The organism is Streptomyces roseochromogenus subsp. oscitans DS 12.976 (assembly GCF_000497445.1).
GTDB classification, from domain to species: domain Bacteria; phylum Actinomycetota; class Actinomycetes; order Streptomycetales; family Streptomycetaceae; genus Streptomyces; species Streptomyces oscitans.
On the sequence record NZ_CM002285.1, the window covers coordinates 3,129,402 to 3,155,483 of the forward strand.

Annotated in this window: 26 protein-coding genes and 1 riboswitch; of the genes, 17 read left to right on the forward strand and 9 right to left on the reverse strand. The window is 70.1% G+C overall.

What is annotated here, in order from left to right; all coding sequences use genetic code 11:
- Positions 1-1,155 (reverse strand): inorganic phosphate transporter, encoded by a 1,155-nt coding sequence (locus M878_RS63200; RefSeq protein WP_023546850.1) that lies wholly within the window; start codon positions 1,153-1,155, stop codon positions 1-3.
- 139 nt (positions 1,156-1,294) lie between these two features.
- On the opposite strand from M878_RS63200, the gene M878_RS63205 reads away from it, so the two are divergent.
- From M878_RS63205 to M878_RS63215, 3 genes are all read left to right on the forward strand, one after another.
- Positions 1,295-1,693, forward strand: a complete 399-nt coding sequence (locus tag M878_RS63205) for a helix-turn-helix transcriptional regulator (RefSeq protein WP_031224885.1) — start codon at positions 1,295-1,297, stop codon at positions 1,691-1,693.
- A 110-nt stretch (positions 1,694-1,803) separates the two neighbouring features.
- Positions 1,804-2,220 carry a VOC family protein gene (locus M878_RS63210; RefSeq protein WP_023546852.1) on the forward strand — a complete coding sequence of 139 codons (417 nt, stop codon included), beginning with the start codon at positions 1,804-1,806 and terminating at the stop codon, positions 2,218-2,220.
- A gap of 71 nt (positions 2,221-2,291) precedes the next feature.
- Positions 2,292-3,041, forward strand: coding sequence for a VOC family protein (locus tag M878_RS63215; RefSeq protein ID WP_023546853.1), 750 nt, complete (start codon positions 2,292-2,294; stop codon positions 3,039-3,041).
- A gap of 61 nt (positions 3,042-3,102) precedes the next feature.
- Here M878_RS63215 and M878_RS63220 read toward each other — a convergent pair whose 3' ends face one another.
- From M878_RS63220 to M878_RS63235, 4 genes are all read right to left on the reverse strand, one after another.
- Positions 3,103-3,435 carry a DUF952 domain-containing protein gene (locus M878_RS63220; RefSeq protein WP_023546854.1) on the reverse strand — a complete coding sequence of 111 codons (333 nt, stop codon included), beginning with the start codon at positions 3,433-3,435 and terminating at the stop codon, positions 3,103-3,105.
- Between the two features lie 41 nt (positions 3,436-3,476).
- Positions 3,477-4,061 (reverse strand): dihydrofolate reductase family protein, encoded by a 585-nt coding sequence (locus M878_RS63225; protein ID WP_023546855.1) that lies wholly within the window; start codon positions 4,059-4,061, stop codon positions 3,477-3,479.
- A 190-nt stretch (positions 4,062-4,251) separates the two neighbouring features.
- Positions 4,252-5,427, reverse strand: coding sequence for a family 2 encapsulin nanocompartment cargo protein polyprenyl transferase (locus M878_RS63230; RefSeq protein ID WP_023546856.1), 1,176 nt, complete (start codon positions 5,425-5,427; stop codon positions 4,252-4,254).
- A gap of 112 nt (positions 5,428-5,539) precedes the next feature.
- Positions 5,540-6,946, reverse strand: coding sequence for a family 2B encapsulin nanocompartment shell protein (locus M878_RS63235; RefSeq protein ID WP_023546857.1), 1,407 nt, complete (start codon positions 6,944-6,946; stop codon positions 5,540-5,542).
- Positions 6,947-7,149: 203 nt separating this feature from the next.
- On the opposite strand from M878_RS63235, the gene M878_RS63240 reads away from it, so the two are divergent.
- Positions 7,150-8,064 (forward strand): 1-aminocyclopropane-1-carboxylate deaminase/D-cysteine desulfhydrase, encoded by a 915-nt coding sequence (locus M878_RS63240; protein WP_023546858.1) that lies wholly within the window; start codon positions 7,150-7,152, stop codon positions 8,062-8,064.
- On the opposite strand, the gene M878_RS63245 is transcribed toward M878_RS63240, so the two are convergent.
- Positions 8,046-9,641: a Na+/H+ antiporter gene (locus M878_RS63245; protein WP_023546859.1), complete on the reverse strand. Its 1,596-nt coding sequence runs from the start codon at positions 9,639-9,641 to the stop codon at positions 8,046-8,048. The two genes, M878_RS63240 and M878_RS63245, sit on opposite strands and share 19 nt — an antisense overlap.
- A 61-nt stretch (positions 9,642-9,702) precedes the next feature.
- On the opposite strand from M878_RS63245, the gene M878_RS63250 reads away from it, so the two are divergent.
- The 3 genes from M878_RS63250 (at position 9,703) to M878_RS47795 (ending at position 11,804) form a co-directional block, all read left to right on the forward strand.
- Positions 9,703-9,963 (forward strand): UBP-type zinc finger domain-containing protein, encoded by a 261-nt coding sequence (locus M878_RS63250; RefSeq protein WP_023546860.1) that lies wholly within the window; start codon positions 9,703-9,705, stop codon positions 9,961-9,963.
- A 294-nt stretch (positions 9,964-10,257) separates the two neighbouring features.
- A complete protein-coding gene (locus M878_RS63255) occupies positions 10,258-10,674 on the forward strand; it encodes an ATP-binding protein (protein ID WP_009190566.1) in 417 nt (138 codons plus the stop codon).
- 17 nt (positions 10,675-10,691) lie between these two features.
- Positions 10,692-11,804, forward strand: a complete 1,113-nt coding sequence (locus tag M878_RS47795; protein WP_023546861.1) for an RNA polymerase sigma factor SigF — start codon at positions 10,692-10,694, stop codon at positions 11,802-11,804.
- Between the two features lie 51 nt (positions 11,805-11,855).
- Here the strand turns inward: M878_RS47795 and M878_RS63260 are convergent, their stop codons facing one another.
- Positions 11,856-12,305: a hypothetical protein gene (locus M878_RS63260; protein WP_023546862.1), complete on the reverse strand. Its 450-nt coding sequence runs from the start codon at positions 12,303-12,305 to the stop codon at positions 11,856-11,858.
- 187 nt (positions 12,306-12,492) lie between these two features.
- Between M878_RS63260 and M878_RS63265 the strand changes: the two genes are divergently transcribed.
- Positions 12,493-13,461 (forward strand): diacylglycerol/lipid kinase family protein, encoded by a 969-nt coding sequence (locus M878_RS63265; protein ID WP_023546863.1) that lies wholly within the window; start codon positions 12,493-12,495, stop codon positions 13,459-13,461.
- A gap of 331 nt (positions 13,462-13,792) precedes the next feature.
- Complete coding sequence (locus M878_RS63270; RefSeq protein WP_003992873.1) at positions 13,793-14,050, forward strand: WhiB family transcriptional regulator; 258 nt, start codon at positions 13,793-13,795, stop codon at positions 14,048-14,050.
- Between the two features lie 197 nt (positions 14,051-14,247).
- Here M878_RS63270 and M878_RS63275 read toward each other — a convergent pair whose 3' ends face one another.
- Positions 14,248-15,714, reverse strand: a complete 1,467-nt coding sequence (locus tag M878_RS63275; RefSeq protein ID WP_023546864.1) for a sensor histidine kinase — start codon at positions 15,712-15,714, stop codon at positions 14,248-14,250.
- A 326-nt stretch (positions 15,715-16,040) separates the two neighbouring features.
- Complete coding sequence (locus M878_RS63280) at positions 16,041-16,679, reverse strand: TetR/AcrR family transcriptional regulator (RefSeq protein WP_425347895.1); 639 nt, start codon at positions 16,677-16,679, stop codon at positions 16,041-16,043.
- An 87-nt stretch (positions 16,680-16,766) separates the two neighbouring features.
- Between M878_RS63280 and M878_RS63285 the strand changes: the two genes are divergently transcribed.
- From M878_RS63285 to M878_RS63320, 8 genes are all read left to right on the forward strand, one after another.
- Complete coding sequence (locus tag M878_RS63285; protein WP_023546866.1) at positions 16,767-17,519, forward strand: SDR family oxidoreductase; 753 nt, start codon at positions 16,767-16,769, stop codon at positions 17,517-17,519.
- 125 nt (positions 17,520-17,644) lie between these two features.
- Positions 17,645-18,430 carry a glucosamine-6-phosphate deaminase gene (gene nagB / locus M878_RS63290; RefSeq protein ID WP_023546867.1) on the forward strand — a complete coding sequence of 262 codons (786 nt, stop codon included), beginning with the start codon at positions 17,645-17,647 and terminating at the stop codon, positions 18,428-18,430.
- Positions 18,431-18,887: 457 nt separating this feature from the next.
- Positions 18,888-19,652: a GntR family transcriptional regulator gene (locus M878_RS63295; protein WP_023546868.1), complete on the forward strand. Its 765-nt coding sequence runs from the start codon at positions 18,888-18,890 to the stop codon at positions 19,650-19,652.
- A 151-nt stretch (positions 19,653-19,803) separates the two neighbouring features.
- On the forward strand, positions 19,804-20,067 hold the full coding sequence (locus M878_RS63300) for a DUF3311 domain-containing protein (protein WP_031224888.1): 264 nt from the start codon (positions 19,804-19,806) through the stop codon (positions 20,065-20,067).
- Positions 20,064-21,683: a monocarboxylate uptake permease MctP gene (mctP, locus tag M878_RS63305; RefSeq protein ID WP_023546870.1), complete on the forward strand. Its 1,620-nt coding sequence runs from the start codon at positions 20,064-20,066 to the stop codon at positions 21,681-21,683. Before M878_RS63300 ends, mctP begins: the two co-directional genes overlap by 4 nt.
- Positions 21,684-21,806: 123 nt before the next feature.
- Positions 21,807-22,310, forward strand: coding sequence for a GNAT family N-acetyltransferase (locus M878_RS63310; protein WP_031224890.1), 504 nt, complete (start codon positions 21,807-21,809; stop codon positions 22,308-22,310).
- A 52-nt stretch (positions 22,311-22,362) separates the two neighbouring features.
- Positions 22,363-22,487, forward strand: a riboswitch (cobalamin riboswitch).
- Between the two features lie 125 nt (positions 22,488-22,612).
- Complete coding sequence (locus M878_RS63315; RefSeq protein WP_023546872.1) at positions 22,613-24,997, forward strand: ribonucleoside-diphosphate reductase subunit alpha; 2,385 nt, start codon at positions 22,613-22,615, stop codon at positions 24,995-24,997.
- The gene (locus M878_RS63320; RefSeq protein ID WP_023546873.1) at positions 24,997-26,022 is read left to right on the forward strand and encodes a ribonucleotide-diphosphate reductase subunit beta; all 1,026 of its coding nucleotides are present in this window, start codon (positions 24,997-24,999) and stop codon (positions 26,020-26,022) included. The genes M878_RS63315 and M878_RS63320 overlap by 1 nt, the downstream gene beginning before the upstream one ends.
- The last annotated feature ends 60 nt before the right edge of the window (positions 26,023-26,082 follow it).

A 26,082-nucleotide genomic window follows, 5' to 3' on the forward strand; every position in this document is an offset into this window, starting at 1 on the left:
TCAGGCGGCCGCGCCGACGTGCGGCGGGGCCGGGGTGCGGAGGGTGACGTCGTGGTGGTCGTTGACGTTGTCGGCGCGCACCGGATTGCGGCGGGACGCGGCGACGATGACGGCGGCGAGGGCCAGGGCGACCAGCGCGATGACCGCCGTACCGACGTTGCCGCCGTGCTTGACCACGCTCGCCGCGAGGCCGCCGACCAGCGCGGCGGACGGCAGGGTGATCAGCCAGGCCAGCACCATCCGGCCGGCCACGCCCCAGCGGACCTCCGCGAGACGGCGGCCGAGACCGGCGCCGAGGATGCTGCCCGAGGCGACCTGCGTGGTGGACAGCGCGAAGCCGAGGTGAGCGGAGGTGAGGATCACCGTCGTGGAGGCCGTCTCGGCGGCGAAGCCCTGCGGCGACTGGATCTCCGCCAGCCCCTTGCCCATGGTGCGGATGATCCGCCAGCCGCCCAGGTAGGTGCCCAGACCGATGGCCAGACCCGCCGCGCCGATCACCCACACCGGCGGGCCCGCTTCATGGCCGAGCGCGCCCGCCGAGATCAGCGTCAGCGTGATGACGCCCATGGTCTTCTGGGCGTCGTTGGTGCCGTGCGCCAGGGACACGAGGGACGCCGAGGCGATCTGGCCGAGGCGGAAGCCCTTGGTCACCGAGTCCCGACGGGCGCGAGCGCTGAGCCTGTAGGCGAGGTAGGTGGCGACCAGGGCGGCCACGCCGGCCACCACCGGAGAGGCCACAGCCGGGATCAGCACCTTCTCGACAACCTTGTCAAAGTGCACTCCGTGGGAGCCCGCACCGACCCAGACTGCACCGATCAGACCGCCGAAGAGGGCGTGGGAGGAACTGGAGGGCAGGCCGGCGAGCCAGGTCACCAGGTTCCACAGGATCGCCCCGACCAGCCCGGCGAAGATCATCGCCGGGCTGACCAGTGTGTCGTCCACGATCCCGCCGGAGATGGTCCTGGCCACCTCGGTGGACAGAAAGGCGCCGACGATGTTGAGGACTCCGCTGACCAGAACCGCGGTGCGCGGCTTGAGCGCGCCGGTGGCGATGGAGGTCGCCATCGCGTTCGCGGTGTCGTGGAATCCGTTCGTGAAGTCGAACGCCAGTGCCGTGACGATGACGACCGCCACGAGGAACGTGATGTGGTCCATTCCCCGAGGCAAGCAAGGGCCGGCCAATGCGCGGCGAACTGAAGGCGAACGGAGTGTCGAAGATGGGGGACTCTGTTGTGCATTCCTGTGCGGAATCGTGCCATCTCGCGATGTCAGTGCCCTGTGCCACGCTGTGCAGATGACCCTGGACGACCTCAGACGGCTGCGGCGCGTCCGTGACCGCATGGACCGCGAGTACGCCGAGCCGCTCGACATGACCGAGCTGGCCCGCGGCGCCCATATGTCGCCGGGCCATTTCCAGCGCAGCTTCCGCAAGGCCTTCGGCGAGACGCCGTACAGCTATCTGATGACGCGCAGGATCGAGCGGGCCAAGGCGCTGCTGCGCCGGGGCGACCTCACCGTCACCGAGGTCTGCCTCGCCGTGGGCTGTACGTCACTCGGGTCCTTCAGCTCCCGCTTCACCGAGCTGGTCGGCGAGACACCGAGCGCCTACCGGGCCCGGGACCACGAGGAGAGCGCCGTGATCCCGTCCTGCGTGGCCCGCACGTTCACCCGCCCGCGCCGCCGGCCCTACTGACCCATACGTCACCCGCCCGCGCCGCCGGCCCTACTGACCCGTCCGCCCCCGACAGCACAGGCGTGCCCGGGTCGCGCGCGTCCCGGCCCGGATGGGCCTAGCGTGACTGCATGGACGTGAAACTCAAGCAGTGCTTCATCGCGGTGGACGACCATGACAAGGCGCTCGCCTTCTACCGCGACGTGCTCGGCCTGGAGGTCCGCAACGACGTGGGCTTCGAGGGCATGCGCTGGGTGACCCTGGGCTCACCGCTCCAGCCGGACGTCGAGATCGTGCTGGAGCCGCCCGGCGCCAACCCGGACGCCTCCCCCGCCGACCGGCAGGCGATGGCCGAACTGCTCGCCAAGGGCATGCTCCGGGGTGTCATCTTCACGACCGAGGACTGCGACGCGCTGTACGAGCGGGTGCGGGAGTCCGGCGCCGATGTGCTCCAGGAGCCGACGGACCAGCCGTACGGGGTCCGTGACTGCGCCTTCCGGGACCCGGCGGGCAACCAGCTCCGCTTCCTCCAGCGCCCCGCGGAATGACCGACCTGCGGAATGAACGGCCCGCGTGAATTCCCCGGGCCCGCCAGGGAATTCACGCCTACACTCCCCGCATGATCATTCGCTGGACGTACGCCTTCGTCGACCGGCCCGCCGGCCGGCTGCGCGAGGCTCGCGCCTTCTGGACGGCTGTCACCGGCACCCACGCGTCCGAACCCCGCGGCGAACAGGGCGAGTTCCTGACCCTGCTGCCCGAGGAGGCCGCCGGGACGGACGCGTGCGTGAAGCTCCAGGGCGTCGCCGAGGGCGACGGCGGCGCCCATCTCGACCTCTGCGCCGAGGACGTACGGGAGTTGACCGCGAACGCCCGGGAACTCGGCGCGGAGCTGGTGGCGGACCACGGCGACTGGGTCGTACTGCGCTCTCCGGCGGGGCAGTCGTTCTGTGCCGTGCCCTGGCACGGGGAGACGGTACGACCGCCGGTGGTGGCGGGCAGCCGGCTGGACCAGGTCTGCCTCGACATCCCGCCGTCCCGGCACGCCGCCGAGTCGGACTTCTGGGCCACCCTCACCGGCTGGGAACGACTGAAGGGGTCCCGCCCGGAGTTCGAGGTGCTGAAGCCGCCGGCGGGACTACCCGTCCGGATCCTGCTCCAGCGGCTCGACGACGAGCGCCCCGCCTCCGCCCATCCGGACCTCGCCTGCGCGGACATCGCGGCAGTCCGCGCCCGGCACGAGGAGTACGGGGCCGCCCCCGTGCACCATGGCCCGCACTGGACGGTGATGCGCGACCCGGCCGGCGGCGTCTACTGCCTGACCGGCCGAGACCCGGAGACGGGCGGCCTTCCGGCCGCCGGTCGGTGAACGCCCGGCGCGCAGGCCCGCAAGACAGCCGGTGCGCAGGCCCACACGACAGGGGTACCGGTCACCCCCAGGACTCCACCTCCACCACGGCGTCGGCCGGCAGCGGCCCGTACACATGCGGGAACTCCTCCCCGCCCGGCTCCATGGCCTCGTACTTCACCGGTGCAGCGACCAAGGCCGGGTCCACGACCAGGACGACCAGCTCGTCCGGACCGTCGTAGTCGCCGTAGAGGAACGCGGCGATGCGCGGGAGCTGTTCGCGGGTGGAGAAGTGGATGAAGCCCTCCTCCTGGAGGGTGCGGCCTCGGGTCGACACCTCGTAGGCGCCGCGCTCGCGGGCCGCTTCCCACAGGGAGCGTTCGGTGATGTGGAAGATGCGGGGCAGTTTCGGCATGCGCCCACGGTACGGCGTCCGGTACGGCGTCGGCGGCGGGCTCAGCGCTGCCTCGTGTACGTCCGCACGAGCACGCCGTTGGTGAAGGTGCGCACCCCGTCGAGGGTGAACTCCTTGATGTCGAGTCCGGTGCCGAACATGGGCATGCCCGTGCCGTAGACGAGCGGGTAGGTCTTGATGACGAGTTCGTCGATCTCGTCCAGCAGCTCTCCGGCGAGGCGCGCACCGCCGCACAGATAGATGTCCAGGCCGCCCTCCTCCGCCTTCAGTGCGTGGACCCGGCCGAGCAGGTCGTCGGCGATGATCTCGACGTGCGGGTCGGGGGACACGGCCAGGCTGCGGGAGGCGACGTACTCGCGCAGATGGGCGTAGGGGCTGGTGATGCCCTCCTTGAGGGCCAGCTCGTAGCTGCCCCGGCCCTGGATGACGGTGTCGAACCGCTTGTTCTCCAGGTGGTCGAGGCCGAGCGGCCTGCGGCCATGGGTGGCCATGGTCTCCGGGAACTCCGTCTTGAGGAAGTCGAGGTACTCCTCGTTCATGAAGCGGAACATCGCCGAGGCGTCGCCCTGCTCGTCGCCTATGAAGCCGTCGAGCGAACAGGCGATGAAGTAGCTGAGCTTGCGCAAACCTGTCTCTTTTCAGGAGGAGTTGGTACGACCGGGCGGCCAACCACTCCATTTGTAGTACTCCAGTCGTAGTGGTTGCAAGACGTTTCGGAGGTCTGCCAGAAGCGGGAGAAGTGGTTCCGGACAGGCACGAGCGGCCGGTCCCGCACACTGTGGGGATGTGCGGGACCGGGGTCTGTCCTGGCCTCGATCAGCCGCTGCGCCGGGTGACGAACTCGGCGAGCGCCAGCAGACCGCCCGCCGCCTCGGGCGCGGGGACCGCGCGGGACAGCTCCTGCACCGCGCGGGCCATCCGGTCGGCCGCCTCGGCCTGCGCCCAGTCCCGCCCGCCCGCCCGCTCCACGGCCAGTGCCGTACGCACGATGCCCTCGGCGTCACCGGAGACGTACGGCTCGTCGTACAGCTCGGCGAGTTCGGCTGCCGCTTCCGTGCCGGAGGACAGGGCCGCCACCACGGGCAGCGACTTCTTGCGGGCCGCGAGATCCGCGCCGGCCGGCTTCCCGGTGCGCCGCGGGTCGCCCCATATGCCGATGACGTCGTCGATCAGCTGGAAGGCGAGCCCGGCCTGGCGGCCGAAGCCGTCCAGCGCCGCCACGTCCTCGCCGTCGGCGCCCGCGTACAGCGCGCCGAGGGCGCAGGCGCAGCCCAGCAGCGCGCCGGTCTTCGCCTCGGCCATGGCGAGCACCTCGTCGAGGGTGACCTCGCCCGGGGCGCGGCGCTCCATGTCCACGTCGGTGTGCTGGCCGGCGCACAGTTCCACGACGCAGTCCGCGAGCCGGGCCGCCGCCGGGCCGGACGCCGGGTGCGGGTCCTCGGCGAGCATCCGCAGGGCCAGCGCCTGCAGGGCGTCACCGGCGAGGATCGCGTCGGCAGTGCCGAACACGGTCCAGGCCGTGGGCCGGTGCCGGCGGGAGGCGTCCCGGTCCATCACGTCGTCGTGCAACAGGGTGAAGTTGTGGACCAGTTCGACCGCCACCGCCGCCCGGACCGCCGCCGTACGGCCCGCGGGTCCGCCGAGGGCGGTGGCCGCCGCGAGGACGAGCGCGGGCCGGATCGCCTTGCCGGCGTTGCCGCGCGCCGGGGTGCCGTCCGCGTGCTGCCAGCCGAAGTGGTAGAGCGCGATCCGGCGCATGGAGCCGGGCAGCGACTCCAGAGCCGCGCGCAGCTCCGGGTCGACCAGGGTCCGGGTGCGCTCCAGCAGCGCCACCGCCTCCTGTCCTTCGAGACGCGCCTCGGGATGTCGCTCGGGATGTCCCCCGGCCTGACCGGCATCGGCGTCACCGGTCCTCCCCCGCCGTTCCCCCGCCGTGCCGGGGTGCGGCACGGCGGGGGAACGCTGTTCGGTCTCCGTCATGAACTCGGCCATGTCTCCCCCTCGCCAGGTCCGCGGACACCGGCGTCACCGGCCCGGCCGGACGCATATTCCGAGGGTCTACCCTCGCCGACGAGCGGGAACACGACCGCGAAGTGCGGAAACGTCACCTCCACCGGCCGATCTCGACGTTCTCCAGCACGCCGAGCGCGTCGGGCACCAGCACGGCGGCCGAGTAGTAGGCCGTCACCAGGTACTTGATGATGGCCTGTTCGTTGATGCCCATGAAACGGACGGACAGGCTGGGCTCGATCTCGTCCGGGATGCCGGACTGCCTCAGGCCGATGACACCCTGGTCCTGCTCGCCGGTACGCATGGCGATGATCGAGGTCGTGCGCTCCGGGGTGACCGGGATCTTGTTGCAGGGGTAGATCGGCACTCCGCGCCAGGTCGGGATGCGGTTGCCGCTGATCTCGACGGTCTCCGGGACCAGTCCCCGCTTGTTCAGCTCGCGCCCGAAGGCCGCGATCGCGCGCGGGTGGGCCAGGAACAGCTTGGTGCTGCGCCGGCGGCTCAGCAGCTCGTCCATGTCGTCCGGGCCGGGCACACCGTCGTGCGGCTGGATCCGCTGGTCGTACTCGCAGTTGTTCAGCAGGCCGAATTCGCGGTTGTTGATCAGCTCGTGCTCCTGGCGCTCCTTGAGCGCCTCGACCGTGAGCCTGAGCTGCTGCTCGGTCTGGTTCATCGGCTGGTTGTACAGGTCGGCCACGCGCGTGTGGATGCGCAGCACGGTCTGGGCGATGCTCAGCTCGTACTCGCGGGGCCGGGGCTCGTAGTCCACGAAGGTGTGCGGGATGTCGGGCTCGCCGGAGTGACCGGCCGCCAGCGCGACCTCTTTCTCGCCGTACTTGTTGGTCGGCTGCTCCGGGGCCGAGCGAAGCTGCTCGACGTGTTCGCGCAGGGTGTCCGCGCGCTGGGCGACCTGCTCGAAGTCCTGGCGACTGAGGATCAGCACGGTCGCCGCGGTGGCCGCGCGGGCGGTGAACTCCCAGATGGCGTCCGGGTCCAGCAGTGCCTGCTCGCCGAAGTAGGCGCCGTCGGCGAGGACTCCGAGGACGGCGTCGTCGCCGTAGGGGCCGGTGCCGATCTTCTCGACCCTGCCGTGTGCCAGTAGGTACACCTCATTGGTCTGGTTGCCGAAGTCGGCGATCACCTCGCCGGGCGCGAAGTCACGCTGACGGCAGCGGCGGGCCAGCTCCGCCAGCACCTCCTCGTCCTCGTACGAGCGCAGGACCGGCAGCTCGCCGAGTTCGGCCGGGATGACCTCGACCTGGTCCCCGGTCTTCACGAAGGTGATGCGACCGTCGCCGACGGTGTACGCCAGTCGCCTGTTGACCCGGTATGTGCCGCCATGTACGTCTACCCACGGGAGCGTGCGCAGCAGCCAGCGGGAGCTGATCTCCTGCATCTGCGGAACGGACTTGGTTGTGGTGGCCAGGTTCCGCGCTGCCGCCGTCCCGAGGGACTGCTGCGGCTTGCCCTGATCCGTGCGGACCTCTTCGCCTACCGACATAGAGAATTGCCTCCCAGGTATTCCCGGTGCCGAATCGCAGGGGGCACCGGTCTCGGCACCCGAGCCTTCCATCACGGATCGCGGTCGCGCCATTACCCGAACGGGCGGGAATAGATCATCGGATTACTGGGCATGACGAAGGACCTGTCCAGTCCCCTGCAGCGCCCTCGGCCGTATGCCCCGCACCGGGTGACAATGAAGCGGTGACCAGCCCCGATCCGCTCGTTCCCCGGCTCCCCTCTCCTCTCCAAGAGGTCGGGGACGACCGGTTCGAGCGGTACGGTCTGCGGCTGCTCCTCAAACGCGACGACCTGATCCACACCCACCTCATCGGCAACAAATGGCGCAAGCTCGTGCCGAACATCGAGGCGGCGAAGGGCCGGCCGCTGGCCACCTTCGGCGGGGCCTACTCCAATCACCTGCGCGCCACCGCCGCCGCGGGCCGCCTTCTCCGGCTCCCGACCGTCGGCGTGGTCCGCGGCGAGGAACTGGCCGACCGTCCGCTCAACCCCTCCCTGGCCCGGTGCGCGGCGGACGGCATGCGGCTGCACTTCGTCGACAGATCGACGTACCGACGCAAGACCGAGCCGGAGACCCTGGCCGCGATCTTGCGCGCGGCCGGTGCGGAGGAGGCGTACGTCGTGCCCGAGGGCGGCAGCAACGGCGCGGCCGTACAGGGCTGCCGGGCGCTGGGAGAGGAACTGCGCGGGCACGCCGACGTCGTCGCGGTCGCCTGCGGCACCGGTGGCACGCTCGCGGGGCTGGCCGCCGGGCTGACGGCGGGACAGCGGGCGCTCGGCGTACCGGTACTCAGGGGCGGCTTCCTGGAGCGTGACATACAAGCGCTGCAGGAACGTGCCTTCGGCGGCCGTACCGGCTCCTGGTCCCTGGACGAGCGCTTCCACTTCGGCGGCTACGCCCGTACGACACCCGAACTGCACGGCTTCGCCCAGGACTTCGAGGACCGCCACGGGCTGCCTGTCGAGCGTCTCTATGTCGCCAAGTTGCTCTACGGACTTGTCGCCCTCGCGGACGAGGGCGCCTTCCCGCGCGGGACGACGATCGCCGCCGTCGTGACCGGGCGGCCGTTCCCGCAGGGTCAACCCGCCTCCCGATAGGCCGCCGCCTCCTCCAGGTCCAGGCGTCTGAGGAGCGCGCGCAGCATCTCGTCGTCGATGTAGCGGTGGTCGCGGAGCTTGACGAAGACCTCGCGTTCGGCGCTGATCATCTCGCGGGACAGGCGGCGGTAGGTGTCGTCGACGGACTCGCCGGTGACGGGGTTGGTCTGGCCGAGGCGCTCCCAGACGGCGTTGCGGCGGCGCTCCAGGACCGTGCGCAGGCGGTCGGCGAGCGGCGGGGGCAGGGCGTTGCGCTCGTCGGAGAGGAGGTCGTCGAGATGGCGCTCGGCGGCCCGGGAGGCCTGTGCCTGGGCGTTGGCCTCGGCGAGCGTCTCGGCCTGCGCATCGCGGCCCGGGAAGCGCATCAGGCGGATCAGCGGCGCGAGCGTCAGGCCCTGCACCACGAGGGTGCCGATGACCGTGGTGAAGGTCATGAAGAGGATCAGGTTCCGCTGCGGGAAGGGGGCGCCGCCGTGCACCGTGAGCGGGATCGAGAACGCGATGGCCAGGGACACCACTCCGCGCATGGCGGCCCACCCCGTCACGACCGGCGCCCGCCAGGTGACACCCTCCTCGCGCTCCCTGATCCGGCGGGAGAGCGCGCGGGGCAGGAAGGTCGCCGGGAACACCCACGCGAAGCGGGCCGCCACGACCACGACGAAGACCGCGATCGCGTACCAGGCCGCGTCGACCCCCTGGTACGCGCCCAATCCCTTGAGGACGGTGGGCAGTTGCAGGCCGATCAGCGCGAAGACCGCCGATTCCAGTAGAAAGGCGACCATCCGCCACACCGCGTCCTCCTGGAGCCGGGTGGCGAAGTCGACCTCCCACGCGCGGTGCCCGAGATACACCGCGACCACGACGACCGCGAGGACGCCGGAGCCGTGGAACTGCTCGGCCACGCCGTAGGCGACGAACGGGATCAGCAGCGAGAGGGTGTTCTGCAGCAGCGCCTCCTTCAGATGGGTGCGCAGCCAGTGGATCGGCACCATGAGCACGAGTCCGACGAGCACCCCGCCGACCGCGGCCCGCAGGAACTCCTCGATGCCGCCCGCCCAGGTGGCGCCCTCGCCGACGGCCGCGGCGAGGGCCACCTTGTAGGCGGTGATCGCGGTGGCGTCGTTCAGCAGGGACTCGCCCTGGAGGATGGTGGTGATCCGGGACGGCAGGCCGACCCGGCGCGCGATCGCCGCGGCCGCGACCGCGTCGGTCGGCGCGACCACCGCGCCCAGCACCAGCGCGGCGGGCAGCGGCAGCCCCGGTACGACGAGATAGGCGGCCCAGCCGACGACGAAGGTCGCGAAGAGCACGTACCCGATCGACAGCAGCCCCACGGGCCGCATCTGGGCGCGCAGATCGAGGTACGAGCTCTCGGTGCCCTCCTTGTAGAGCAGCGGGGGCAGCACCAGCGGCAGGACGATGTCCGGGTCCAGCGTGTAGTGCGGGATCCCCGGGACGTACGAGACGGCCAGGCCGACCGCGACCAGCAGCAGGGGCGCCGGGACCGGGGTGCGCCGGGCGATCCCCGCGAACCCCGCACTGCCCGCCACCAGCAACAGCAGCGGCATCACGTCCATGGTCCTCGCCCACCCTCGTTTTCCGCGCGGCCACCCGCACACCCGTCGTAATCTGGCAATCATGAAACAGTGCACGCACACCGACGCGCTGCCGCACCCGGAACCGGATCCGCTCGACCCGACCTGCCCGGAGTGCCTGCGGGACGGCACGCACCCGGTGCAGCTGCGGCTGTGTCTCAGCTGCGGCCATGTCGGCTGTTGCGACTCCTCGCCCGGGCGGCACGCGACGCAGCACCACGAGCAGTCCGGTCACCCCGTGATGCGGACCTTCGAGCCCGGCGAGGACTGGCGGTGGTGCTTCGTGGACCACGTACTGGTGTGATCGTGTTCCCGTCCGACCGCGTTCTCGTGTGACACTGCATGCGACGGCGGCCGCACGACGGTTCGAGCGTCTGACGTCTGGGTACGTCAACCCGGCGCGCGCTCTTCCCATTTGGGCCCGCAAACCCTCTAGACACGGAGCGTATACACAGCTTTACTGTGAGTGACGCCAGGGGGGTTGGGGTCCCGGGACAGGAACGTTCGGAGCGCGATAGCGTCACCGCCGAACCACGTACGCGTTACCCCGGGGGGCGACCCTCGGCCCCGTAAAGCTTGTACCACCATGGAGGTGAGGGTGTCCCAGATCGCAGGCGAGCCCGCGGCGAATCAGGACTTCGTGGAAGTCCGGCTGCCGGCCGCGGGTGCCTACCTGTCGGTGCTGCGGACGGCCACGGCCGGTCTCGCGGCCCGCTTGGACTTCACCCTGGACGAGATCGAGGACCTGCGCATCGCCGTGGACGAGGCCTGCGCGATCCTGCTCCAACAGGCTGTGCCCGGCTCCGTGCTCAGCTGTGTCTTCCGGCTCGTCGACGACTCGCTGGAGGTCACGGTCTCGGCGCCGACCACGGACGGTCACGCCCCCTCGCGGGACACCTTCGCCTGGACCGTGCTGTCGGCCCTCGCAGGCAAGGTCTCGTCCGCAGTCGACGAGGACAAGACCGTGTCGATCAGCCTCTACAAACAGCGCGGCGCGGGCCCCGGCCCGGCGTGAGGAACGGGGACGGTCCGGTGCGGGACGAAGAGCGCGGCACACGCGAGCTGCCGACCGGGGACGGGGGTGCCCCCTGGTCGAGCGCGGGCGAGATCTCCGGGGAAGCCCCCCGGGACGGTTCCCGGCGCATGGCGGACGGCATCGACGGCATCCCCGAGCAGGCCAGGCCGCACCCGGTGGACGACTCCGCGAGTGCCGGAGGTGACGGCGCGGTGCAGGTCGTACAGCCGGAGGAACCCGGCGGCGCCGGACCCGCCGTCCACGCGGGAGCCAGGGCTCGGGGAAGGGCTACGGGCGGGACGATGAGCGAGCACGAGCGAAACGCCGAGGACGAGGCGCTGGGCGCGGAGGCCGTGCAGGCCGTACAGCACGCCCCGCAGGACCGCAGCGGTGCGCGGGCGATGTTCGTCGAGCTGCGCAAGCTGGACGCCGGCAGCGCGGAGTACGCGGAGCTGCGCAATCAGCTGGTCCGTATGCACCTGCCGCTCGTGGAGCACCTGGCACGCCGGTTCCGCAACCGCGGCGAGCCGCTGGACGATCTCACCCAGGTCGCCACGATCGGTCTGATCAAGTCCGTCGACCGGTTCGACCCGGAGCGCGGCGTGGAGTTCTCCACGTACGCCACCCCGACCGTGGTCGGCGAGATCAAGCGGCACTTCCGCGACAAGGGCTGGGCGGTCCGGGTGCCGCGCCGGCTGCAGGAACTGCGGCTCGCGCTGACCACGGCGACGGCCGAGCTGTCCCAGCTGCACGGCCGCTCGCCCACGGTCCACGAGCTGGCCGAGAAGCTCGCGATCTCCGAGGAGGAGGTCCTGGAGGGCCTGGAGTCCGCCAACGCGTACTCCACGCTGTCCCTGGACGTCCCCGACACCGACGACGAGTCGCCCGCGGTCGCCGACACCCTCGGCGCGGAGGACGAGGCGCTGGAGGGCGTGGAGTACCGGGAGTCGTTGAAGCCGCTGCTGGAGGATCTCCCGCCGCGGGAGAAGCGGATCCTGCTGCTGCGCTTCTTCGGGAACATGACCCAGTCGCAGATCGCGCAGGAGGTCGGCATCTCCCAGATGCACGTCTCCCGGCTGCTGGCCCGCACGCTGGCCCAGCTGCGGGAGAAGCTGCTCGTCGAGGAGTAGCCGGGGAGCGAGCAGAGCGGACGAGCAGAGCGCCTGGGTCTGCGCCCGGTTCTACTCGGCGCGACCCGGTCCCTTGATGCCGAGGGCCCGGGTCGTCTGGCCGTTGACGAGCAGTACGAGCGCCGCCACGGCTACGACGGCCAGGGCGATCCCGGCCGGGATGGCCATGCTGTCGGCCTTGAGCAGGTTGTAGGCGATCGGCAGCGCCATGAGCTGGGTGATCACCGCCGGGCCCCGGCTCCAGCTGCGCCGCAGCAGCAGTCCCCGCGCGGCGAGCAGCGGCAGCAGCGCGAGCACGACCAGCGTGATACCCAGGGTCACGGCCTGCTGCCGGCCGTCCGGGTCACCGGTGAGCCCCCGCACGAACACCCACAGGCCGCCGGCCACCAGCGCGATGCCTTCCAGGGCGGCCAGCAGGGCGGCATACGTCAGCCGACGGGGGCGGGGCCCCTCGGCTACGGCTGCTTCGGCATCCGGGGTCGGGTTCTGCTCACTGCTCACCCCAGCAGGGTAGCCGCCGGGCCCTGAGGACCACTGGCGGGTGCGCGCGGCGCTGCGAAACCGACGGCACTGCGGCTCCTCAAAGGGCGCGTGGCTGTATCGATATGTCGAGGCTCACGCCCCTGCCTCTTACCGGATCCCTACCTCGGTGTAGGCCGGGTACCGCCGGGTAGGTACGCTGCCATCCATGCGTGCACTTCTCGTGGTCAATCCGGCGGCTACCACCACAAGCGCACGCAGGCGCGACGTCCTGATCCACGCACTGGCGAGCGAGATGAAGCTGGAGGCGGTCACCACCGAGTACCGCGGCCACGCGCGCGACCTCGGCCGGCTGGCGGCGGACAGCGACGACATCGACCTCGTGGTGGCCCTCGGCGGCGACGGCACGGTCAACGAGGTCGTCAACGGCCTCCTGCACGCCGGCCCCGACCCGGACCGGCTGCCCGGCTTCGCCGTGGTCCCCGGCGGCTCCACCAACGTCTTCGCCCGCGCCCTCGGCCTGCCCAACGACCCGGTGGAAGCCACCGGCGCCCTGCTGGACGCGCTGCGCGAGGGCAGTGAGCGGTTCGTCGGCCTCGGCCTGACCTCGGGCACGCCCGGCACTGAGGACGAGGCGGTCCCGGACCGGTGGTTCACCTTCAACGCCGGACTCGGCTTCGACGCGGGCGTCGTCGGCCGGGTCGAGCAGCAGCGCGAGCGCGGCAAGAAGTCGACACACGGGCTGTACGTACGACAGGTGATCCGGCAGTTCCTCGGCGAACCGAACCGGCGGCGCGGCTCGATCACACTGGAGCGGCCCGGCGAGGACCCGATCACCGATCTTGTGGTCGCCATAATCTCGAACACGGCCCCTTGGACGTATTTCGGCAATCGCCCCATGTACACGTCGCCTAAGGCCTCGTTCGACACCGGCGTCGACGTCCTGGGTCTGCGCCGCCTCTCGACGGCCGCGGTTGCCCGGTATGGCACCCAGTTGCTCACTTCGTCCCCCGAGCGCGGACCCCACGGCAGGCACGTGGTCTCGCTGCACGACATGGACCAGTTCACCTTGCATTCGAAGGCGCCCCTCCCCCTGCAGATGGACGGCGACCACCTCGGACTGCGTAGAAGCGTGACGTTCACAGGCGTACGCCGTGCACTGCGTGTGATTGTGTGAGCGGAAGACCCCAAAGTCCTTTCACTCGAACGTTTAGGCCAGGATCCACCCCATGGAAGTACGGCTGTGACCTAGTCGACACCGAGGAATCAAAAAAACTTTCCTGAAGGGGTTGTATCCGCCGCTGAGGTTTGCGAGTCTCTACGTGGCGATCGGGACGGCCCGCAACACCGGCCTCCGCTGGTCACCAGAACCCCTCTTCAAACCAAGGACCACGCCGGGGAAGACTCGGCGGTCGGCCCTTCACTTGTTGAGGGATTCGTGAAAGCGTTCACATTCACAAGCAACCTGTACGTAATACGTTCAGAGAAACCAAGGAGAGGTAGCAGCCATGGACTGGCGTCACAACGCCGTTTGCCGCGAGGAAGACCCCGAGCTCTTCTTCCCCATCGGCAACACCGGTCCTGCGCTGCTGCAGATCGAGGAAGCCAAGGCCGTCTGCCGTCGCTGCCCGGTGATCGAGCAGTGTCTGCAGTGGGCGCTCGAGTCCGGTCAGGACTCCGGCGTCTGGGGTGGTCTCAGCGAGGACGAGCGCCGCGCCATGAAGCGCCGCGCCGCCCGCAACCGGGCCCGTCAGGCCTCCGCCTGACATACCCACCCCTGCTGACAGCCTGAGCTTGGCGGCGCGTGCAGTACGCGCGCATCTCCCGCCCCCGAGCCGCAGCGCGCAGTATCCCCCGATGCCGCTAGCGATTTAGCAGAGCAGCAACGAGCACGAGCCTCGGACCCATGGCGGTCCGGGGCTTTTTGCTGTCCGCAAGGGGCCGCCGGCGTACGGCAGTTGGGTCACTTCTGCGCCCGCACCGGAATGTCGAGGATCACCCGGGTCCCCCGCCCCGGCGCCGGGACCATGTCGAAGGAGCCGCCCAACTCCCCCTCCACCAGCGTCCGTACGATCTGCAGCCCCAGGTTGCCCGAGCGATGTGGGTCGAAGTCCTCGGGCAGGCCGACCCCGTCGTCCTGGACGGTGACGAGGAGGCGGGCCTCCTTGGTGGTGCCGCCACGGACCGCGGAGACCTCTACCGTGCCGGTGTCGCCCTCGCAAAAGCCGTGCTCCAGGGCGTTCTGCAAGATCTCGGTGAGGACCATCGACAGCGGGGTGGCGACCTCGGCGTCGAGTATCCCGAAGCGGCCGGTGCGCCGGCCGGTCACCTTGCCCGGCGAGATCTCGGCGACCATCGCCAGCACGCGGTCGGCGATGTCGTCGAACTCCACGCGCTCATCCAGGTTCTGAGACAGCGTCTCATGCACGATGGCGATCGAGCCGACCCGGCGGACGGCCTCCTCCAGGGCCTCCCGGCCTCGCTCGGACTCGATACGCCGGGCCTGCAGCCGCAGCAGCGCGGCAACCGTCTGGAGGTTGTTCTTCACCCGGTGGTGGATCTCCCGGATGGTCGCGTCCTTGGTGATCAACTCGCGCTCGCGGCGCCGCAGTTCGGTGACGTCCCGGCACAGCACCAGGGATCCGATCCGGGTGCCCTTGGGCTTGAGCGGGATCGCCCGGAACTGGATCACCCCGTCGTTGGCCTCGATCTCGAACTCGCGCGGCGCCCAGCCGCTGGCCAGCTTGACGAGCGCCTCGTCCACCGGACCGCGGGTCGGGGCCAGCTCGGCGGTGGTCTGCCCGAGGTGCTGGCCGACCAGGTCGGCGGCGAGGCCGAGCCGGTGGTAGGCGGACAGCGCGTTCGGGGAGGCGTACTGGACGACGCCGTCCGCGTCCAGCCGGATCAGGCCGTCGCCGACACGCGGCGAGGCATCCATGTCGACCTGCTGGCCGGGGAAGGGGAACGATCCTGCAGCGATCATCTGCGCCAGGTCCGAGGCACTCTGGAGATAGGTCAGCTCCAGCCGGCTCGGGGTGCGGACGGTCAGCAGATTGGTGTTGCGGGCGATGACGCCGAGGACGCGGCCCTCGCGTCGTACGGGGATGGACTCGACCCGTACCGGGACCTCTTCGCGCCACTCCGGGTCGCCCTCGCGCACGATCCGGCCCTCGTCCAGCGCCGCGTCCAGCATGGGCCGGCGGCCGCGCGGGACGAGGTGGCCGACCATGTCGTCCTGGTAGGAGGTGGGGCCGGTGTTGGGGCGCATCTGGGCGACCGAGACGTATCGCGTGCCGTCGCGGGTGGGGACCCACAGGACCAGGTCGGCGAAGGAGAGGTCGGAGAGCAGCTGCCACTCCGAGACCAGCAGATGGAGCCACTCGAGATCGGAGTCGTCGAGGGCGGTGTGCTGGCGGACCAGCTCGTTCATGGAGGGCACGGTGCGAGCGTACCCGCGGGCCTCGGATGGCCGAAAAAACACCCGCGGGCCGCGGCGCCTGGAAGGGACCCTCAACCCTTCCGGCACCGCAGCCCGGAGCATCATCGGCCGCGGGGTGTGCGGTCCCGGCCGGCCGAAGGTCGAGGAGCCGGGGCAGTCAGGGCAGAGAGCGCCGGTTCCTCGATCCGCCTTCCTGTGCGGGGAAGACGGAGGCTTTCTTCACTTTGATTGTGGACTAGACCACAAGGATGTGTCCATGCTCTTGTCGGCATGCACGACTGATGGCACCCGATGCCACGCAGCCTAGCCCGCCTCGGTCAGTCGCGGGGCCAGATGGCCATGGCAATTTCCGCGAGTGCCTCCAGTTCCCCCCTGCTCGCTCCGTCGCGCGCCTGCTGGGACATGCCCTGGATCATGGCGCCGGCGTGCCGGGCGAGGGCATCGGCGTCGGCGCCGGCGGGGAGCAGCCCGGCCGCGATGTCCGCCCGGATCCGGGACGCGAGGGCGGCGAGGTTCGCGTTGCGCCGCTCACGGAGCAGCTGCTCCACCTCGGGGCTGGTGCAGTTGGTGGCGGCGTGCGCGACCAGGCAGCCGTACGGGTGCGCGGGGTCGGTGTACTCGGCGGCTGCCTCGCGCAGCATGCGTTCGACGGCGGCCCGGGCGGTGGGCTCCTCGGCGATGGCACGGTCGCCGAAGGCGCCGTGGGTGTCGCTGTAGACCCGGACGACCTCCTCGAACAGGGTCCGCTTGTCACCGAAGGCCGCGTAGAGACTCGGGGCCCCGATGCCCATGATCCGGGTGAGGTCGGAGACCGAGGTGGCCTCGTAGCCGTGCTCCCAGAAGGCCACGAGTGCCTTCTCCAGGGCGGTGGCCCGGTCGAAGGAGCGTGGCCGGCCGCGGCCCTTCACCGTCCTGACCTGCTCTTCCCTCTGCGCTTGTCCCACCATGGAGTGCATTTTATAGCGGTCCCTAGAGAATTGTCGGCGGGATGCGCTACGGTCTTTTTGTAGCGACCGCTAGACAAATCTGGAGGGGCGGGAGACATGGGCGTGCTCACGGGAAAGACGGCGCTGGTCACGGGGGCGAGCCGGGGTATCGGGCGAGGTGTCGCCGAGCGGCTCGGGCGGGACGGACCGCGGATCGCGGTGCACTACGGCAGCGACAAGACGGCCGCGAAGGAGACGGTGGCGGCGATCGAGGCGGCCGGCGGCTCGGCGTTCGCGATCGGGGTGCGACTGGGCATGCCGGGTGACGCCGATCGGCTGTGGGAGGAGTTCGACCGGCACGCGGACGGGCTGGACATCCTCGTGCACAACGCGGGCATCGGCACGTCGCGGCCGTTCGCCGAGATCGGCGAGGAGGAGTTCGACCGGCTCTTCGCGGTGAATGTGAAGGCGCCCTTCTTCCTCACCCGGCTCGGGGCGGAGCGGCTGCGCGACGGCGGGCGGGTGGTGAACATATCGTCGGGGCTTGCGCGGGCCGCCGCGATGCCCCAGCTGATCGCGTACGCGATGACGAAGGCCGCGCTCGACGTCTTCACCCGGGACCTGTCCAAGGAGCTCGGCCCCCGCGGGATCACGGTCAACTCGGTGGCACCCGGCATCGTGGACACCGACGTCAACGCCGCATGGCTGCGCGCGAGCGAGGAGGCGTGGCAGGAGGCGGCGGCGCTCGCGGCGCTGGGCCGGGTGGGCACACCGGCGGACATCGCCGACGTGGTGGCCTTCCTGGTCTCGGAGGACGGGCGCTGGGTGACGGGCCATTGGCTGGACGCGACGGGAGGCTCCCTCACCTGAGGCTTTCCCTGAGGCTTTCCCTGACCTTCGCCGTCCCTTTCCTGGGCCGTCGAACGCCACTTCTGTTAGATTGGTCTAAACCACATAGAGACGCACAGAGCCCACTTCAGAACGGCAGGCCCAGCGTGGAAGTTGTCATCGTTCCGGACGCCGCGGCGGGCGGCGAGCTGATCGCCGAGGCCATGGCCCAGCTGCTGCGACGCAAGCCCGACGCCGTGCTCGGCGTGGCCACCGGCTCGACCCCGCTGCCCATCTACCAGGCGCTGACCGCGAAGGTGCGCTCCGGCGCCGTCGACACCTCGCGGGCCCGCGTAGCCCAGCTCGACGAGTATGTGGGACTGCCCGCCGACCACCCCGAGTCCTACCGCTCGGTGCTGCGCCGCGAGGTGCTGGAGCCGCTCGGCATCGGCATGGACTCCTTCCTCGGCCCCGACGGCACCGCCGAGGACATCCAGGCGGCGTGCGAGGCGTACGACCGTGCGCTCGCCGAGGCCGGCGGGGTGGACCTCCAGCTGCTCGGCATCGGCACGGACGGACACATCGGCTTCAACGAACCCTGCTCGTCCCTCGCCTCGCGCACCCGGATCAAGACGCTGACCGAGCAGACCCGCGTCGACAACGCCCGCTTCTTCGACGGTGACATCGACCAGGTGCCGCACCACGTCATCACCCAGGGCATCGGCACCATCCTGGAGGCTCGGCACCTGGTGCTGCTGGCGACGGGCGAGGGCAAGGCGGACGCGGTCGCCGCGACCGTCGAGGGGCCGGTCGCAGCCGTCTGCCCGGCCTCCGCACTCCAGCTGCACCGCCACGCCACGGTGGTCGCCGACGAGGCAGCCGCGTCCAAACTGAAGCTGGCGGACTACTTCAGGCACACCTACGCCAACAAGCCGGAGTGGCAAGGGATCTAGGCCGGATCGACGCGGGGCCAGCGGGGAGCCGGCCAGGGGGTGGGCAAGGGGTTCCGGTCGGGAGCGGCAGGGGGCCGGGAGCCGATCCAGCGGGAGGGGGGCCGGGGGTCAGGAGCCGATCCAGCGGGATCGGCCGGGGGCCGGGGGCGGATCCAGCGGGATCGGCCGGAGTCGGCCGGGGTCTGGCAGTAGATCCAGCGGGGTCGGCCGGGGATTCAGCCGCGGTCGGCACGGGTCTGGCAGCGAAGCCGGCAGGGGGGCGCGGCGGGCTCTTCCCGCTCGCCCGGGCGTGCTCACCGGGCGCCCGATGGACTAGACCAGGAGCGGGTGCGACGGTATATAGAGGGGATCACGGAGGGTGTGGGTGGACTCCAGACCCCCGAAGCCGTGCCACGATGTGAGCCGTGGCCGATGCCAGGTCGGTCGATTTCGGCATCCGGAGCCGGGAAGGCAGAGCATGAGCACCGACGTCAGCAGTGCGGAGAACGAGGCTGGGACGACCGTCCGTACGGCGCGCGTGCCCAAGTACTACCGCCTGAAGAAGCACCTGCTCGACATGACGGAGACGCAGGCTCCGGGCACGCCGGTGCCGCCCGAGCGCACGCTGGCCGCCGAGTTCGACACCTCCCGCACCACCGTCCGCCAGGCCCTGCAGGAACTGGTCGTGGAGGGCCGGCTCGAGCGCATTCAGGGCAAGGGCACGTTCGTCGCCAAGCCCAAGGTCTCCCAGGCGCTCCAGCTCACCTCCTACACCGAGGACATGCGCGCCCAGGGTCTGGAGCCGACCTCGCAGCTGCTGGACATCGGCTACATCACGGCCGACGACCGGCTCGCCGGGCTGCTCGACATCAGCGCCGGCGGACGCGTGCTGCGCATCGAGCGGCTGCGCATGGCCAACGGTGAGCCGATGGCCATCGAGACCACGCATCTGAGCGCCAAGCGCTTCCCGGCCCTGCGCCGCTCCCTGGTGAAGTACACATCCCTCTACACCGCCCTCGCCGAGGTCTACGACGTCCACCTCGCCGAGGCCGAGGAGACCATCGAGACCTCGCTGGCCACCCCGCGCGAGGCGGGCCTGCTCGGTACCGACGTGGGCCTGCCGATGCTGATGCTCTCCCGTCACTCCCTGGACCGCGAGGGCAAGCCGGTGGAGTGGGTGCGGTCCGTGTACCGGGGGGACCGCTACAAGTTCGTGGCACGCCTCAAGCGGCCGGCGGAGTAGGGCCCGTCAACGCCCCTGCGGAGCACGGCCGGTGGACGTTCGCTGAATCGATATACCGATATGCGGACGAGGTCTTCCACTGCCACGACACCGTCACCTAGATTGCCTGCGCATTACACAGGTGATCAGCGAGGGGACGGAGAGCCGTGGCATGTCCGAAACACCTGAAGTGAGACCACCGGTCGTCACACCGGTCCGGGTGATCATCGCCCTGTGTCTGGTCGCGCCCTTCGTAGCGATGCTCTGGGTCGGTTCCTACGCCGAGACGGACCCCGCGTTCATCGGGATCCCGTTCTTCTACTGGTACCAGATGCTCTGGGTGCTGGTCTCCACCGCGCTCACCATGACCGCGTACAAGCTGTGGCAGCGCGACCAGCGCGCCCGGGCGGCCCAGAAGGGCGGTGCGGCGCAGTGAAGAACGGCGTCAACGGCGTCGCGCTCGGCGTCTTCATCTTCTTCTTCCTGGCCGTCACGGTCATGGGCTTCCTCGCCGCGCGCTGGCGCAGGGCCGAGAACGAGCACTCCCTGGACGAATGGGGCCTGGGAGGACGGTCGTTCGGCACCTGGATCACCTGGTTCCTGCTCGGCGGCGACCTGTACACGGCGTACACCTTCGTCGCCGTACCGGCGGCGATCTACGCGGCGGGCGCGTCCGGCTTCTTCGCGGTGCCGTACACGATCCTGGTCTACCCGCTGATCTTCACCTTCCTGCCGCGCCTGTGGTCGGTGTCCCACAAGCACGGCTATGTGACGACCTCGGACTTCGTGCGCGGCCGCTTCGGCTCCAAGGGCCTGTCGCTGGCGGTCGCACTGACCGGCATCCTGGCGACGATGCCGTACATCGCGCTCCAGCTCGTCGGCATCCAGGCGGTGCTGGACGTGATGGGCGTCGGCGGGGACAGCAGCAGCAACTGGTTCGTACGCGACCTGCCCCTGCTCATCGCCTTCGGCGTGCTGGCGGCGTACACCTACTCCTCCGGACTGCGCGCCCCCGCGCTGATCGCGTTCGTCAAGGACACGCTGATCTACATCGTCATCACGGTGGCGATCATCTACATCCCGATCAAGCTGGGCGGCTTCGACGACATCTTCGCCAAGGCCGGCCATGCGTTCAGCCAGGTCAACCCGGCGACGGGCAAGCCACGCGGCGCGCTCGCGCCCCCGGAGGCGGGCCAGTGGACCTACGCCACCCTGGCCCTCGGCTCGGCCCTGGCCCTGTTCATGTACCCGCACTCGATCACCGCGACCCTCTCCTCCAAGAGCCGTGAGGTGATCCGCCGCAACACCACCATCCTGCCGCTGTACTCCCTGATGCTCGGCCTGCTGGCCCTGCTGGGCTTCATGGCGATCGCGGCCGGGGTCAAGGTCACCAACGGCCAGCTGGCGATCCCGCAGCTGTTCGAGGACATGTTCCCGGACTGGTTCGCGGGCGTGGCGTTCGCGGCGATCGGCATCGGCGCGCTGGTACCGGCGGCGATCATGTCCATCGCGGCGGCGAACCTCTTCACCCGCAACATCTACAAGGACTTCATCAAACCGGACGCCACACCGAAGCAGGAGGCCCAGGTCTCCAAGATCGTCTCGCTGCTGGTGAAGGTCGGCGCGCTGGTCTTCGTCCTCACCATGGACAAGACCGTCGCCATCAACTTCCAGCTGCTGGGCGGTATCTGGATCCTGCAGACCTTCCCGGCCCTGGTCGGCGGCCTGTTCACCCGCTGGTTCCACCGCTGGGCCCTGCTCGCCGGCTGGGCGGTCGGCATGGCCTACGGAACGGTCGCCGCGTACGGCGTCGCCTCCCCGACCCAGAAGCACTTCGGCGGTTCGGCGAAGCAGATCCCCGGCATCGGCGAGATCGGCTACATCGGCCTCACGGCCTTCGTCCTCAACGTCGCCGTGGCCGTGGTCCTCACCATCGTCCTCAAGGCCGTGAAGGCCCCTGAGGGCGTCGACGAGACCGAGCCGGAGGACTACACGGCGGACGCGGGAGAACCCGGCGTGCAGACGGAACTGACGCCCACCGCAACCCCATAAGGGAGGCGCGGGGCCGTATCGACATGCGGCTCCGCCGCGTGGGCGCGAGTGACCACGGACAACCCGCAGCGGGCCGCCGGAAAGCAAGTGCTACGGCGGCCCGCTCGCTTGCACACTCACACCATGGACATCCAGATCCGCCCCGCAGACCCCGCCGATTACGACGCACTCGGCGACATCACAGCCCAGGCCTACCTCCAGGACGGCCTCCTGGACTTCGGCGAGAGCGACACATACCTCGGTGAACTCCGGGACGTGGCCAAAAGAGCCGCCGCCGCAGAGGTCCTGGTGGCCGTACGCGACGGAGTGCTCGGCGGCGTCACCTTCGTCCCCTTCCCCGGCCCCATGACCGACATCGCGCGCCCTGGAGAGGCGGAGATCCGTATGCTGGCCGTGGCCGGCGCCGCCCGTGGTCAGGGAGCCGGCGAGGCCCTCGTACAGGCGTGCCTCGACCGCGCACGGGCCACCGAGGGCTGTCGGGCCGTCGTTCTGTCGACCCAGCGCACCATGCGCGCCGCCCACCGGATCTACGAACGCCTCGGCTTCGTTCGCACACCCGAGCGGGACTGGAATCCGCTGCCCGAGCAGCTCGACATCACTCTGCTCACCTATCAGTTGACGCTCTGAGACCACCGCGACACAACATCTGGGGGTGCCACGACAGCCCGGCACTAGATGTATGCTCGTCCTCGCTGTCGCCGCAGGGGAATCCGGTGCGAATCCGGAACTGTCCCGCAACGGTGTACTTGCGTGCATTCGCACGCTCGCGTCAGTCCGAGGACCTGCCGGCAGCGCACCCGGCCGTCCGGTCCGGGTGCCCTGAGACGTCCGGGCCTCGTGGAATGGGCCGGTGGACGCGACGCCGTGTGCGCTCGTGGCTGCCTCCTGCCCTCCACAAGGCCCCCGTGCCGAGCGAGGGAGAGCCCCACGTGACCATCGCGCCAGCAGATCCGGCTTCAGTCGGCGAAGTCAGCGAGCCGGAGACGGACGGTCCCGGTACCGCGCTGCTGCGGACCCTGACCGAGCTGACCGCCGACCTCCCCGACGCCGACCCCGGCCGGGTCGCCGCCGCCGCGCTGCGCGGCCGGTCCGCCCGCGCCGGCGAAGCGGAGTTGCGCGAACTGGCCACCGAGGCCGCCGCCGGGCTCATCTCCGAGGACCCCGCCTACTCCAGGCTGGCCGCCCGGCTGCTGACCCTCTCCATCCGCGCCGAGGCCGCCTCGCAGGGCGTGACGTCCTTCACCGAGTCCGTCGCCGTCGGCCACCGCGAGGGCCTGATCGCCGACCGCACCGCGGAGTTCGCGCGGCTGCATGCCGAACGCCTCGACGCCCTGGTCGACCGGGCGGCCGACGACCGCTTCGGCTACTTCGGTCTGCGCACCCTGCACAGCCGCTATCTCCTGCGGCACCCCCTCACCCGCAAGGTCATCGAGACGCCCCAGCACTTCATGCTCCGGGTCGCCGCCGGTCTCGCCGAGGACGACACCGTCCGCTCCGTCGACGAAGTCGCCGCGCTCTACCGGCTCATGAGCCGCCTCGACTACCTCCCGTCCTCCCCCACGCTCTTCAACTCCGGCACGCGGCACCCGCAGATGTCGTCCTGCTATCTCCTCGACTCCCCGCTGGACGAGCTGGACTCCATCTACGACCGCTACCACCAGGTGGCCCGGCTCTCGAAACACGCCGGCGGCATCGGTCTGTCGTACTCCCGGATCCGCAGCCGCGGTTCGCTGATCCGCGGCACCAACGGGCACTCCAACGGCATCGTCCCCTTCCTGAAGACCCTGGACGCCTCGGTGGCCGCGGTGAACCAGGGCGGCCGGCGCAAGGGCGCCGCGGCCGTCTACCTGGAGACCTGGCACTCGGACATCGAAGAGTTCCTGGAGCTGCGGGACAACACCGGTGAGGACGCGCGCCGTACGCACAACCTGAACCTCGCGCACTGGATCCCGGACGAGTTCATGCGCCGGGTCAACGCCGACGCGCAGTGGTCCCTCTTCTCCCCCGCCGACGTGCCGGAGCTGGTGGACCTGTGGGGCGAGGAGTTCGACGCCGCCTACCGCAAGGCGGAAGAAAAAGGCCTCGCGAAGAAGACGATCCCGGCCCGTGAGCTGTACGGCCGGATGATGCGCACCCTCGCGCAGACCGGCAACGGCTGGATGACCTTCAAGGACGCCGCCAACCGCACCGCCAACCAGACGGCCCTGCCGGGTCACGTCGTCCACTCCTCCAACCTCTGCACGGAGATCCTGGAGGTCACGGACGACGGCGAGACGGCGGTCTGCAACCTGGGGTCCGTCAATCTGGGCGCCTTTGTCGATCTGTCGACCGGCGACCTCGACTGGCAGCGGCTGGACGAGACGGTCCGTACGGCCGTCACCTTCCTCGACCGCGTCGTCGACATCAACTTCTATCCGACCGAGCAGGCGGGTCGGTCGAACGCCAAGTGGCGTCCCGTCGGTCTCGGCGCGATGGGGCTGCAGGACGTCTTCTTCAAGCTGCGCCTGCCCTTCGACTCACCGGAGGCCAGGGCCCTGTCCACGCGGATCGCCGAGCGGATCATGCTCGCCGCGTACGAGGCCTCCACCGACCTCGCCGAGCGCAGTGGCCCGCTGCCGGCCTGGGAGAAGACCCGTACGGCCCAGGGGGTGCTGCACCCCGACCACTACGGCGTCGAGCTGACCTGGCCCGAGCGCTGGGAGGCGCTGCGCCGGCGTATCGCCGAAACAGGGTTGCGCAACTCGCTGCTGCTCGCCATCGCCCCGACGGCGACCATCGCCTCCATCGCGGGCGTGTACGAGTGCATCGAGCCTCAGGTGTCGAACCTGTTCAAGCGCGAGACGCTGTCCGGTGAGTTCCTCCAGGTCAACTCCTACCTGGTGCAGGACCTGAAGAACCTCGGCGTGTGGGACGCGCGCACCCGCGAGGCGCTGCGCGACTCGAGCGGCTCGGTGCAGGACTTCGTCTGGATCCCCGAGGACGTGCGCGCGCTGTACCGCACGGCCTGGGAGATCCCGCAGCGAGGCCTGATCGACATGGCCGCGGCCCGCACCCCTTTCCTGGACCAGGCGCAGTCCTTGAACCTGTTCCTGGAGACGCCGACCATCGGCAAGCTCTCCTCGATGTACGCGTACGCCTGGAAGTCGGGCCTGAAGACGACGTACTACCTGCGCTCGCGTCCGGCGACCCGGATCGCCCGCGCCGCCCAGGCGCAGGCGCAGACCCCCGTCCCCATCCCCGTCCAGCAGGTCGCCGACCCCGACGCGATCGCCTGCTCCCTGGAAAACCCCGAGTCCTGCGAGGCCTGCCAGTAATGACCACCCCGACCACCACCCGTAACACCAACCTGCTGGACCCGGGCTTCGAACTGACTCTCCGCCCGATGCGCTACCCGGACTTCTACGAGCGCTACCGGGACGCGATCAAGAACACCTGGACCGTGGAGGAGGTCGACCTCCACTCGGACGTCGCCGACCTCGCGAAGCTGACGCCGGAGGAGCAGCACCTCATCGGCCGGCTGGTGGCCTTCTTCGCGACCGGCGACTCGATCGTCGCGAACAACCTGGTCCTGACGCTGTACAAGCACATCAACTCCCCTGAGGCGCGGCTGTACCTCAGCCGTCAGCTCTTCGAGGAGGCCGTGCACGTCCAGTTCTATCTGACGCTGCTGGACACCTATCTGCCCCATCCGGAGGACCGGGCGGCGGCCTTCGCAGCCGTCGAGAACATCCCCTCGATCCGCGAGAAGGCCGAGTTCTGCTTCAAGTGGATCGACTCGGTGGAGCAGATCGACCGGCTGGAGACGAAGGCCGACCGCCGTCGCTTCCTGCTCAACCTGATCTGCTTCGCCGCGTGCATCGAGGGCCTGTTCTTCTACGGCGCGTTCGCGTACGTCTACTGGTTCCGCAGCCGGGGTCTGCTGCACGGCCTCGCCACCGGCACCAACTGGGTGTTCCGTGACGAGACGATGCACATGTCCTTCGCCTTCGACGTGGTCGACACCGTCCGCAAGGAGGAGCCGGACCTCTTCGACGACGAGCTCCGGCAGCAGGTCATCGACATGCTGAAGGAGGCCGTCGAGGCCGAGCTGCAGTTCGCCCGCGACCTGTGCGGCGACGGCCTGCCGGGCATGAACACCGAGTCGATGCGGCAGTACCTGGAGTGCGTGGCCGACCAGCGGCTCACGCGCCTGGGCTTCGCCCCGGTGTACGGCTCGGAGAACCCGTTCTCCTTCATGGAGCTGCAGGGCGTTCAGGAGCTGACGAACTTCTTCGAGCGCCGCCCGTCGGCGTACCAGGTCGCGGTCGAGGGCACGGTCGACCTGGACGAGGACTTCTGAGCCCGTCTCGCCGTCAACCGAACGCCTGCCGGCGCGCGTTCCGGGCCCGCAGGCCGCTTG